Raw genomic sequence first — 8,892 nt, forward strand, 5'->3', positions numbered from 1 at the left:
CCGCCATGTAGCGCCGGCCAACTTCATCATCTGAATTAAACCGAGGAAACTAAGACTATGCGAGTAAACACCGACGTCCTTGCTGCACTTGATGCTGCCGAGATTAATGGCGATGCGCTTCGCCTGGTCGGCAAATTGGATCGCAAATTATACGAAACAACAAACAAGGTGATTGAAGCTGCTGGGGGGAAATGGAACCGGAAAGCGCAAGCGCACCTATTCGATGGCTCAGCTGCTGATGCTATTGAGCAAATAATTCTGACCGGCGAAGTCACACTCGTAAAGCAGCAGTTCGGACAGTTCGATACCCCACCATCTCTTGCCGCCAGTGTAATCGAGCGGGCTAGGATCGAGCACGGGATGTCCGTCCTTGAGCCGAGCGCAGGGATTGGCAATCTCGCCCGCGCGGCATCATCTGCCGGGGGTGTCGTCGGTTGCTATGAGATCGACCCGAAGCGAATTGCATCACTCCGGGCGGACGAGGATAAGTTTTCAGTCATACAGCAAGCGGACTTCCTTACTGTCGAACCGCAAGTAATCTATGACCGAGTGGTGATGAACCCGCCGTTCGCGAAGCAGGACGATATTCGGCACGTTCTGCACGCCTACAAGTTCTTGCGTCCGGGCGGCCTGCTGGTTGCGATTATGGCGGCAGGCATTCAGTTCCGCACTAATCAGCTTACAAAGACCTTTCTCGAACACCTGCAGGCCAACGGTGGCACGATTGAGGATCTGCCGCCCGATGCTTTTCGCGCGGCAGGCGCGAATGTACGAACTGTCCTTGTGACGATTGAGGCCACCCAATGACGCAACACAGCGACCGGGTGAGCCCTGGAACGAACTTTCCTGAGGAAGCATCGCAAGAAGTCGAAGGAGGGCACAAAATCCATCCCCCCATTAAAAGCTCAGAGGGGGAGAGAGAGGCCGTCCAATCCGCACTGTCGCACTGGCGCTGCGCTGCTTCCGTCGTGTCTCAATATGGCGAATGCACGCCCGTCGATCTTACCAGATGGACGCCTGTCGAAATGTCTCAGGCCATCCATCGGATAGGCGAGCGCCTCCAATCCTCCGAAGCCAAAGCCGCAAGACTGGAAGCGGAGAGGGATGAGGCACGAGCTCGAAAGACTGAAGAGGTTCTGCTTCGCGAGAAGTGGGTCCATTTCGGTAACGACATGGAAGCACGCCTGAACGCCGCCGAAGCGGAGATAGATGCTCTCAAGCGATCACATGACATTGAAAAGGCGAACAACCGTCGCCTTGCCCGAGAGGTTGTCGAGTACGCTGAATGGGCTGAAAAATCCGAAGCCCGCCTCTCCACCCTGACCAAAGCGCTGGAGCCCTTCGCCAAGGCCGCCGAATTGCTTCCCGCTGATGGCAGGTTGGATAAGGAAATGATCTGGGCTCCCGCGCAGGGAAGGATCATCTACGGCAAGCATTTTCGAGCCGCCCAAGCCGCCCATCAACATAGCGGCGTGCCAGTGACCGAAAACACCACTTTCCCGAGGACGAATGACAGTGAGGACGGCGGGCACATAATCCCTCTCTTCACATCAGAGGAGAGCGGACGATGAGTATTGCAATTGGGATCGGCATAGGCGGCCTGATCGGCTTCCTACTCACGACACCTTTCATCCGGCATCCCTGGTACGAGTTCCCTACCCTCTGGATCAACCTCGGCATTCTGATCGGCGGCGTGGTTTCTGCGGTCCAGTACCGCGCCCTCCTCACATCCCTCCAAGACAGCCAAGACAAGGAGAAAAGCGATGACGCGAAGGCTTAAATGGGAGCCGATGCAGTCTCCTCTACCCGGCATGCAGGTCTGGGGCGCGCGAAGCGACCTAGCGAGTTTCATTATCAGCTACGACGCGAGTTGCATTGAGGATGATCGTTTTTACCGGCGCTATTCCGTCTCGGCCAAGATGCTCGGCAGCGCGACCAACGACCTCGGCCAGCACGACACCCTGGCCCAGGCGCAGGCCGCAGCCGAGGCCTCGCGGGCGTGATCAAACCTTCGTTTGTAGACGCACTCAGGAACGATTTTCCTAAGTAGGAATGTGAAGGGAAGCCTATGCGAACGACCATCAGTTTTCGAGGCGAGGATAGAACCGTCGAGTTCAAGATCATCGATGAGCCCGATGTGAATTACTACGCTGTCGAGTGGTATTTCCCCGATCTGGACGGTGACGGCCACGCCGCTCTCAACGTCACCGAGCAGGAAGAAAACGACATCTGCACCGCCTGCTGTGATGCAGCAGATAACGACTAGGGTGAGAAACATGGCCTACGTAAACGTCGAAGTGCCGACCTATGGCGAGACCAGCGATCGCAGGCAGCTCGCCCTCACCCACGCAGAAATGGAATTCTGGAAGTCCGAGGCTGCGGCCCTCCGCAAGCAACTGGAGAACATCCCGCGAGCCATTGAGGAATGGGGCTATGTCACCGTCACAGACGGGATCCGCTCGGTGACACTCATCGCCAAGCCTGAAGAGGGCGAGCATGCCGAGTAAGCAACGCCTGCGTGAAGCAATCGCCCAGGTCCATGCTCGAATGACACCCGAGGAACGCGAGCGGGTCGCACAGAGGCTCGCGGGGCTCAAGCAGATGCTTGAGCCGCAACCAAGCTGGTTCTCTCGGCTGCTTAGGCGGTTTGTACAGTTTCGGAAGTCATGAGCAAACGATCGTTTGGAAACGTCGCTAGGCCGATTTGAGCTATAACATCACGAGGAATAAATGAAGATTTACACCGCAAGCAAGACGAGCCACGCCGACAAGTGGAAGGCGCTCCGAGCCGATGGCTGGAACGTCATATCGACCTGGATCGACGAGGCCGGAATTGGCGAAACGGAGTGCTTCACAGACCTGTGGCATCGTTGCATTTCGGAGGCTGCGGAGGCGGATTACCTGATCGTCTATCGCGAGCCGGGAGAGGTCCTGAAGGGTGCATTTGTCGAGGTCGGAGCGGCCTTGGCCAGTGGCAGACCAGTCCTCGCCATAGGGTGCGACGAGTTCAGCTTCACCAAGCATGTTTCGGTCTACCCATATCCGACGCTGGAAGCTGCGCTGTCCATTATCCCCAAGGAGAACTGAGCCCGCGCACAACCGATCCTTTGCAGACGTTTCACAACATTATCCGTAGGAGCAAACATGCAGACCACTGAACAAAAATGGCTACCAATTGCGACCGCCCCGAAGGACGGAACGACGATCATAGGCGGCTACTTCAAGCAGCCCTGGGCCGAGAGCCACCGCGAGGGCCGGATCGTCTCGTGCTGGTATCAGCCGGAATTTGAGATCTTCATCTCAGGCTGTCGCGAAATGACCCTGCGGCCTGGGCTGACCTTCGAGGACGGCAGCAGCCGACAGCTTCACTCTCCCGACAAGGAGGATGTGACCCACTGGATGCCGCTTCCTGTCCCACCCACGGAATGAAGTCGGATAGTTATCAAAAGGCATCTTATGCGAATTAACAGGAGGAAATGCGGATGAGCACCGGAGCTTGCCTCTACTGTAAGAAAACATTCGAGCGCCGCCACCCGTCGCAGAGGTTTTGCGGCAAGACCAACGCCGGTCGCCATCTGTGCAAGGACCGCTACCACAACCGGGCGCAGTTCATCGCAGCGAACGCCGAGCGGGAAGCCGAGGCCGAGAAGTGGGACCTCTGGCACGGCGACACGACGCACCCGTTTTCCGAGGATGCATTTCGAAGAGGGTAAAGCAGATGACAGGCAACGACGAAAAGGTCGCGGCTCTTTTGGCAAAACGCATGGAGACCAGAACCTACATGGAAGATCAGCGATACATCGGGGATCTCGCTAACGCGCTGGAAAGCCAGCAGGCCGAGATCAGGCGCCTGACCAAGGCGCTGGAGGAGTCTCACAAGATCATCCGAGCGTATGAGGATGCGCGGCTCAGGGGAGCGGAATGGCCGGCACCTCTGCATCCTTCCAGGTAGCAGCCCCCGCGCACGCGCGGCAGGTGTCGACGGGTGCCAGCCAAGCGTGATCCTAGCCACATCCCGGCTTAAATCACAAGCGCCCATGATATGCGCTGACTTCTTTCCAAAAACGGCCTTATGCGCGGGAGCAGGAGGAAAATCACATGGACGAAGTAAAGGGCGAGTGGCTGGTCATTGTTCATCATGAGCACTGGTGGCACCGGCAGTATTTTCCCACCAAGCAAGAGGCGCTCGACTATGCCGTTGGCTATGACACGGATCGCGGGAGCGTCGAAAAGATCGAGGTCTGTCACGTCATTGAGACGTTCGAGGATCTTCTAGTCTGACTTCTTGTCAGAACAGGCGTTATGCGCGGGAGTGTTAACCAATGAGAACGACCGTCAACTTTCGAGGCGAGGATCGCACGGTAGAGTTTACCGTGGTGGACGAGCCCGACGTGAATTACTACGCCGTCGAGTGGCATTTCCCTGATCTGACGATAGAGCAGCATGATGCGCTCGCCGTCACTGAGCAGGAGGAAAGCGACATCTGCACCGCCTGTTGCGATGCCGCCAGCGACGACGATCCATACGATTACGATTGATAGCGATAAGCGCCAGTTATCGATACCTACCTGCGATTAAACGGACTTTGACTCCTGACCGTATCAACGCCGGATTTCACTACGCCCACCGAACCGAAATGATTCAAAGACGAGTCACTTAATGAGAGCGCAAGTTACACATCAACTGCCGCCTTCGCTTCCGCCTCTCGGGCTCAGCCGGGTTGAGGCGGCGGCTTATATCGGCGTGTCCCCGTCCATGTTCGACCTCATGGTCAAGGACGGCCGGATGCCGGGCCCGAAGCGGATCAACGGCCGCGTTGTCTGGGACCGGAAAAGGGTGGAGGCTTATTGGGCCGCCCTGCCGGATGACGACAGCGCCCAGAACAACCCGTTTGATCAGATTGACATTTGATGCCCCAGAGACTGCCCGAGTACTGCGTGGAGGACCGAGACCGGCACGGCAACATCCGCATCTATTTTAAGAAGCGGGGCTGCCGGAAGGTCCGGCTTCAGGGAACGCCCTGGACGCCCGATTTCATGGAGCAGTACGAGACGGCCAAACGCACTGCGGCGCCGATCAAGCCCAAGCAGGAGACGGCTACGCCCGGAAGTCTGAAATGGCTGTTCGAAGCCTATTACGGCTCTGCCGAGTTCAAGGGCCTGGAGCCGCGGACGCAGAAGGTTAGACGGGGAATTTTGGACAAGGTAGCTGAGAGGGCCGGGCATCTTCCATTCGCGCGCCTGGAGGCCAAGAACGTGAGGAAGTGGCGCGATGCTAGGGCGGAGACGCCCGAGGCCGCCAATGGGCTTGTGAAGGCTTTGAGGCAGGTATTCGGATGGGCCGTGGAGGCGGAAGAGGCCGACAGGAACCCGGCCAAGGATGTGGCCTATCTGAAGACAGGCAGCCAGGGACACCATTCATGGACCCTGGACGAGGTTGAGCAATACGAGGCTGCCCACCCTATTGGGACGAGCGCCCGCCTCGCCTTGGCCCTTCTGATCTATACCGGGCAGCGGCGGTCGGACATCGTGCTCTTCGGGAAGCAGCATCTCAAAAACGGCTGGCTGGTGTTCACCCAGCAAAAGAACAAGAACCGCAAGCCCGTCAAGCTTGAGATCCCACTCGTACCGGAGCTGCGGGAGATTATCGACGCATCGCCCTGCGGGAAGGACGCCTTCCTCGTGACGGAGTTCGGCAAGCCCTTCACGTCAAACGGCTTCGGCAACCGGATGCGGAAATGGTGCGACGAGGCTGGGCTGGGGCATTGCTCCGCACACGGCCTGAGGAAGGCCGCCGCCGCACGATTGGCAGAACGTGGCCGCACAACGCGGGAAATCATGGCCGTGACCGGCCACACAACCTCGAAAGAGGTGGATCGCTACACGCGCGGAGCTGAGCAAAAGCGGCTCGCGGCAAGGGCTCTAGGGGTCGAACCTGAGTCCCACCTTGCGAGTCCCACTTCCGAAGAAGTCAATTAAATCAACAGCTTAAAGGGGGATATGGTGCCCAGGGGCGGAATCGAACCACCGACACTGCGATTTTCAGTCGCATGCTCTACCAACTGAGCTACCTGGGCATCCGATGCGCGGCGGGGCCGTGCGCGTCGTGGAGGGGTGTATAGTCAGACCTGCGGCGCATGTCCAGCGCCTTGGCCGACAAAAGTTCGGAGAATCTTCGGCTCAGGCCTGCCGGTCGTCCTCGTCCCGGTCGTCCTCCTCGCTCTCGACAGCCGGAATGGCATAGTTGCCCGAGAGCCAGCGGTTCAGGTCCACATCGGCACAGCGCTTGGAGCAGAACGGTCGGTAGGCCGGCTCCGTCGGCTTGCCGCAGATCGGGCACTTGCCGGAGGATGCCAGGGGATTGTTCTCGTTGGCAGCGTTCATTCCGCGCCTCCTTTCCTGAACAGGCAACGTGGTCGCCGCGCTCGTCCCGCGCAAGGCCGTCTCACGGGCGGGGGACAAGGTGCCTCAGGCCGCGTCGAGCCAGGAGGAGCGGACCGGATAGCCCTCCCCGTCGAGGAGCGCCGCTGCCTCGTAGAGCGGCAGGCCGACGACGTTCGAATAGGAGCCGACGAGCTTGACCACGAAGGTTCCGGCAAGCCCCTGAATGGCATAGCCGCCGGCCTTGCCGCGCCATTCTCCGGAGGCGAGATAGCGCTCGAACTCATCGCGGGAGAGGCGCTTGAAGCGCACCCGCGTCTCGACGAAGCGCTCGCGGACGGAATCCTTCGGCGTGATCAGGCAGATCGAGGTGTAGACCCGGTGCGCGCGGCCCGAGAGCAGGCGCAGGCAGGCCGCCGCCTCGTCGACCACCTCGGCTTTGGGAAGAACCCGCTTGCCGACAACCACCACCGTATCGGCGGAGAGGATGTAGGAATCCTTCAGGTCCTCGCGGGTGCGGGCGACACGGCGCGCCACCTCCGCCTTCGAACGGGAAAGTCTCTTGGCGAGTTCCTTCGCGCCCTCGTTCTTCAGGGGCGTCTCGTCCACATCGGCGGGCAGAAGCGCGTCGGGCTCGATTCCGGCCTGCTGCAGCAGAGCGAGCCTGCGCGGCGAGGCCGATGCGAGAATGAGCTTCGGACGCCCGCTGGGGTTCGACATCTCGGAAGACGACGCCACTGTTTTCTCCACGCTCTACGCCCGGCAACAGCATGGCACCGGGAACAATTGAATCAAGACGTCAGGCGACCGGCGGCGGCTCGACCCCGGACGGGGTGGATTTGACCTCCGCATCGCGCGAAACGTCCCGCTTATCCAGCTTGCGGTAGCGCATCACGCTGACCGGAATGGTCAGCAGGAAGACGACCGTGATCAGGCTCAGCATCTCCCATGGGAAACTGATCAGAAGCCCGAACGCCGCGACGGACAGGACGAAAATGGGCAGCACCCACTGGCGCGGCACATATTTGCCCATGGTCTTGCCCGAATAGGTCGGGATGGTCGAGACCATCAGGAAGGCGATGCCCACCACATAGACGAGGATGAGCGGCGCCACCGAGGAATCCTGGATCGGCGTGCCGAGGAAGGACAGGTAGAGCGGCAGCAGGGCGCACATGGCGCCCATGGGCGCGGCCATGCCGACGAAGAAGTTCTTCTTCCATTCGGGCCGGTTGGGATCGTCGATCATGACGTTGAACCGGGCAAGCCGCAGAGCCGCCGCGATGGCAAGCACGATGGAGCCGATCCAGCCGACGCGCCCCAGCTCGTGCAGGACGAAACTGTAGATGATCAGCGCCGGGGTGACGCCGAAATTCAGGAAGTCCGCCAGGGAATCGAGCTCGGCACCGAAGCGGGAGGTGCCTTTCAAGAGCCGGGCGATGCGCCCGTCGACGCCGTCCAGAAAGGCCGCGACGATCACTGCCACGACCGCCCTCTCGTATTGCCCGTCGAAAGCCAGCCGGATCGCCCAGAGCCCAAGGCAGAGGGCGATCAGGGTGATGATGTTCGGGGCGATCATCCGGAACGGAACCGGCTTGAACAGCCGCTTGCGCGGTTCGTTCGGATCCGGAGCGAAAGGCGGAAAAAGGTCACTCATGGCACCAACCTAGGGGGAGCCAGCCCGAGCGGCAAGCAGAGCTGGGCAGTTTGCGGGTGATGGGAGAAGCGCAAACTGCTGGAGACGGTTCCGCGCAAAAGACCCGCGGGGAAGAAGATCTTCCCCGCCGGCGCAAGGCATCAGCCCAGGCGATACTGCCGTGCGGGCTCGTTGGCGGTCAGGTCCGCCAGCACGGTCTCGCCCGCGACCGCCGTCTGACCGAGGCCGACCAGAACCTGGGCATTCAGCGGCACGAAGATGTCGAGGCGCGAGCCGAACCGGATCAGGCCGAAGCGCTCGCCGGTGCTCAAATGGTCGCCGATCTTCACGAAGGATACGATGCGGCGCGCCACGAGGCCGGCTATCTGGACTACGCCGATCTTGATGCCCGCCGTCTCGATGACCAGGGCGTTGCGCTCGTTGTCCTCGCTCGCCTTGTCGAGCTCGGCATTGAGGAAAAGGCCCGGCGTGTAGAGGATCTGCTCGATCCGGCCGGTGACCGGCGAGCGGTTCACGTGGCAGTCGAACACGTTCATGAACACCGAGATGCGGGTCATCGGCTCGGCCGGCAGGTTGAGCTCGGCCGGCGGCACGGCGGTGGTGATGAGGTTCACGCGCCCGTCGGCGGGTGACACCACGAGGCCTTCCCGGAGGGGCGTCACCCGCGGGGGATCGCGGAAGAAGTAGCAGACCCACACGGTCAGGATGGCGCCGATCCAGCCCAGCGGCGACCACAGCCAGGCCAGGACGATCGTCGCAAACAGCGCGATCAGAATGAAGGGATAGCCCTCCTTGTGGATCGGCACGAAGATGCGGCGCATCGATTCCAGGATATCGGTCATATTTTCACAGCCTCAG

General features: G+C 60.3%; 18 protein-coding genes and 1 tRNA gene. 14 read left to right on the forward strand and 5 right to left on the reverse strand.

Annotation, left to right across the window (positions count from 1 at the left end):
• Window positions 1–57 precede the first annotated feature (57 nt).
• The 14 genes from JKL46_RS01770 to JKL46_RS01835 all read left to right on the forward strand — a co-directional run bounded on the left by JKL46_RS01770 (window position 58) and on the right by JKL46_RS01835 (window position 5,978).
• Window positions 58–807: a methyltransferase gene (locus tag JKL46_RS01770; RefSeq protein ID WP_201829659.1), complete on the forward strand. Its 750-nt coding sequence runs from the start codon at window positions 58–60 to the stop codon at window positions 805–807.
• Window positions 804–1,571: a hypothetical protein gene (locus tag JKL46_RS01775; protein WP_201829661.1), complete on the forward strand. Its 768-nt coding sequence runs from the start codon at window positions 804–806 to the stop codon at window positions 1,569–1,571. The genes JKL46_RS01770 and JKL46_RS01775 overlap by 4 nt, the downstream gene beginning before the upstream one ends.
• A complete protein-coding gene (locus tag JKL46_RS01780) occupies window positions 1,568–1,780 on the forward strand; it encodes a hypothetical protein (RefSeq protein WP_201829663.1) in 213 nt (70 codons plus the stop codon). Before JKL46_RS01775 ends, JKL46_RS01780 begins: the two co-directional genes overlap by 4 nt.
• On the forward strand, window positions 1,764–2,003 hold the full coding sequence (locus tag JKL46_RS01785; protein WP_201829666.1) for a hypothetical protein: 240 nt from the start codon (window positions 1,764–1,766) through the stop codon (window positions 2,001–2,003). The genes JKL46_RS01780 and JKL46_RS01785 overlap by 17 nt, the downstream gene beginning before the upstream one ends.
• A 65-nt stretch (window positions 2,004–2,068) precedes the next feature.
• A complete protein-coding gene (locus JKL46_RS01790; protein ID WP_201829668.1) occupies window positions 2,069–2,266 on the forward strand; it encodes a hypothetical protein in 198 nt (65 codons plus the stop codon).
• Between the two features lie 10 nt (window positions 2,267–2,276).
• Complete coding sequence (locus JKL46_RS01795) at window positions 2,277–2,507, forward strand: hypothetical protein (RefSeq protein ID WP_201829671.1); 231 nt, start codon at window positions 2,277–2,279, stop codon at window positions 2,505–2,507.
• A gap of 223 nt (window positions 2,508–2,730) precedes the next feature.
• Window positions 2,731–3,087: a hypothetical protein gene (locus JKL46_RS01800; RefSeq protein WP_201829673.1), complete on the forward strand. Its 357-nt coding sequence runs from the start codon at window positions 2,731–2,733 to the stop codon at window positions 3,085–3,087.
• Between the two features lie 57 nt (window positions 3,088–3,144).
• Window positions 3,145–3,429: a DUF551 domain-containing protein gene (locus JKL46_RS01805; RefSeq protein WP_201829675.1), complete on the forward strand. Its 285-nt coding sequence runs from the start codon at window positions 3,145–3,147 to the stop codon at window positions 3,427–3,429.
• A 53-nt stretch (window positions 3,430–3,482) separates the two neighbouring features.
• On the forward strand, window positions 3,483–3,713 hold the full coding sequence (locus JKL46_RS01810) for a hypothetical protein (RefSeq protein WP_201829676.1): 231 nt from the start codon (window positions 3,483–3,485) through the stop codon (window positions 3,711–3,713).
• 5 nt (window positions 3,714–3,718) lie between these two features.
• Window positions 3,719–3,952, forward strand: coding sequence for a hypothetical protein (locus JKL46_RS01815; RefSeq protein WP_201829677.1), 234 nt, complete (start codon window positions 3,719–3,721; stop codon window positions 3,950–3,952).
• A gap of 146 nt (window positions 3,953–4,098) precedes the next feature.
• On the forward strand, window positions 4,099–4,281 hold the full coding sequence (locus JKL46_RS01820) for a hypothetical protein (protein ID WP_201829678.1): 183 nt from the start codon (window positions 4,099–4,101) through the stop codon (window positions 4,279–4,281).
• A 41-nt stretch (window positions 4,282–4,322) separates the two neighbouring features.
• Window positions 4,323–4,538, forward strand: coding sequence for a hypothetical protein (locus JKL46_RS01825; RefSeq protein WP_201829679.1), 216 nt, complete (start codon window positions 4,323–4,325; stop codon window positions 4,536–4,538).
• A 121-nt stretch (window positions 4,539–4,659) separates the two neighbouring features.
• Entirely contained in the window at window positions 4,660–4,911 is a 252-nt protein-coding gene (locus JKL46_RS01830; protein ID WP_201829680.1) for a helix-turn-helix transcriptional regulator, read from the forward strand.
• On the forward strand, window positions 4,911–5,978 hold the full coding sequence (locus JKL46_RS01835) for a site-specific integrase (RefSeq protein WP_201829681.1): 1,068 nt from the start codon (window positions 4,911–4,913) through the stop codon (window positions 5,976–5,978). Before JKL46_RS01830 ends, JKL46_RS01835 begins: the two co-directional genes overlap by 1 nt.
• Before the next feature lie 22 nt (window positions 5,979–6,000).
• Here the strand turns inward: JKL46_RS01835 and JKL46_RS01840 are convergent.
• From JKL46_RS01840 to JKL46_RS01860, 5 genes are all read right to left on the reverse strand, one after another.
• Window positions 6,001–6,076, reverse strand: a tRNA-Phe gene (locus JKL46_RS01840).
• A gap of 103 nt (window positions 6,077–6,179) precedes the next feature.
• On the reverse strand, window positions 6,180–6,383 hold the full coding sequence (gene yacG / locus JKL46_RS01845) for a DNA gyrase inhibitor YacG (protein ID WP_201829682.1): 204 nt from the start codon (window positions 6,381–6,383) through the stop codon (window positions 6,180–6,182).
• Between the two features lie 84 nt (window positions 6,384–6,467).
• The gene (locus tag JKL46_RS01850; RefSeq protein WP_201829750.1) at window positions 6,468–7,100 is read right to left on the reverse strand and encodes a Maf-like protein; all 633 of its coding nucleotides are present in this window, start codon (window positions 7,098–7,100) and stop codon (window positions 6,468–6,470) included.
• A gap of 79 nt (window positions 7,101–7,179) precedes the next feature.
• Window positions 7,180–8,034 (reverse strand): CDP-alcohol phosphatidyltransferase family protein, encoded by an 855-nt coding sequence (locus JKL46_RS01855; RefSeq protein WP_201829683.1) that lies wholly within the window; start codon window positions 8,032–8,034, stop codon window positions 7,180–7,182.
• Window positions 8,035–8,174: 140 nt separating this feature from the next.
• Window positions 8,175–8,876 (reverse strand): phosphatidylserine decarboxylase, encoded by a 702-nt coding sequence (locus JKL46_RS01860; protein ID WP_201829684.1) that lies wholly within the window; start codon window positions 8,874–8,876, stop codon window positions 8,175–8,177.
• Window positions 8,877–8,892: the final 16 nt, after the last annotated feature.

Origin of the sequence: Microvirga zambiensis WSM3693 (genome assembly GCF_016735695.1) — a bacterium.
Taxonomy (GTDB): Bacteria; Pseudomonadota; Alphaproteobacteria; order Rhizobiales; family Beijerinckiaceae; genus Microvirga; species Microvirga zambiensis.

Excerpts from the sequence above, each read along its gene's own strand:
- JKL46_RS01770 (WP_201829659.1), top strand. The coding sequence starts at position 58 with ATGCGAGTAAACACCGACGTCCTTGCTGCACTTGATGCTGCCGAGATT.
- JKL46_RS01775 (WP_201829661.1), top strand. The coding sequence starts at position 804 with ATGACGCAACACAGCGACCGGGTGAGCCCTGGAACGAACTTTCCTGAG.
- JKL46_RS01780 (WP_201829663.1), top strand. The coding sequence starts at position 1,568 with ATGAGTATTGCAATTGGGATCGGCATAGGCGGCCTGATCGGCTTCCTA.
- JKL46_RS01785 (WP_201829666.1), top strand. The coding sequence starts at position 1,764 with ATGACGCGAAGGCTTAAATGGGAGCCGATGCAGTCTCCTCTACCCGGC.
- JKL46_RS01790 (WP_201829668.1), top strand. The coding sequence starts at position 2,069 with ATGCGAACGACCATCAGTTTTCGAGGCGAGGATAGAACCGTCGAGTTC.
- JKL46_RS01795 (WP_201829671.1), top strand. The coding sequence starts at position 2,277 with ATGGCCTACGTAAACGTCGAAGTGCCGACCTATGGCGAGACCAGCGAT.
- JKL46_RS01800 (WP_201829673.1), top strand. The coding sequence starts at position 2,731 with ATGAAGATTTACACCGCAAGCAAGACGAGCCACGCCGACAAGTGGAAG.
- JKL46_RS01805 (WP_201829675.1), top strand. The coding sequence starts at position 3,145 with ATGCAGACCACTGAACAAAAATGGCTACCAATTGCGACCGCCCCGAAG.
- JKL46_RS01810 (WP_201829676.1), top strand. The coding sequence starts at position 3,483 with ATGAGCACCGGAGCTTGCCTCTACTGTAAGAAAACATTCGAGCGCCGC.
- JKL46_RS01815 (WP_201829677.1), top strand. The coding sequence starts at position 3,719 with ATGACAGGCAACGACGAAAAGGTCGCGGCTCTTTTGGCAAAACGCATG.
- JKL46_RS01820 (WP_201829678.1), top strand. The coding sequence starts at position 4,099 with ATGGACGAAGTAAAGGGCGAGTGGCTGGTCATTGTTCATCATGAGCAC.
- JKL46_RS01825 (WP_201829679.1), top strand. The coding sequence starts at position 4,323 with ATGAGAACGACCGTCAACTTTCGAGGCGAGGATCGCACGGTAGAGTTT.
- JKL46_RS01830 (WP_201829680.1), top strand. The coding sequence starts at position 4,660 with ATGAGAGCGCAAGTTACACATCAACTGCCGCCTTCGCTTCCGCCTCTC.
- JKL46_RS01835 (WP_201829681.1), top strand. The coding sequence starts at position 4,911 with ATGCCCCAGAGACTGCCCGAGTACTGCGTGGAGGACCGAGACCGGCAC.
- yacG (WP_201829682.1), bottom strand. The coding sequence starts at position 6,383 with ATGAACGCTGCCAACGAGAACAATCCCCTGGCATCCTCCGGCAAGTGC.
- JKL46_RS01850 (WP_201829750.1), bottom strand. The coding sequence starts at position 7,100 with ATGTCGAACCCCAGCGGGCGTCCGAAGCTCATTCTCGCATCGGCCTCG.
- JKL46_RS01855 (WP_201829683.1), bottom strand. The coding sequence starts at position 8,034 with ATGAGTGACCTTTTTCCGCCTTTCGCTCCGGATCCGAACGAACCGCGC.
- JKL46_RS01860 (WP_201829684.1), bottom strand. The coding sequence starts at position 8,876 with ATGACCGATATCCTGGAATCGATGCGCCGCATCTTCGTGCCGATCCAC.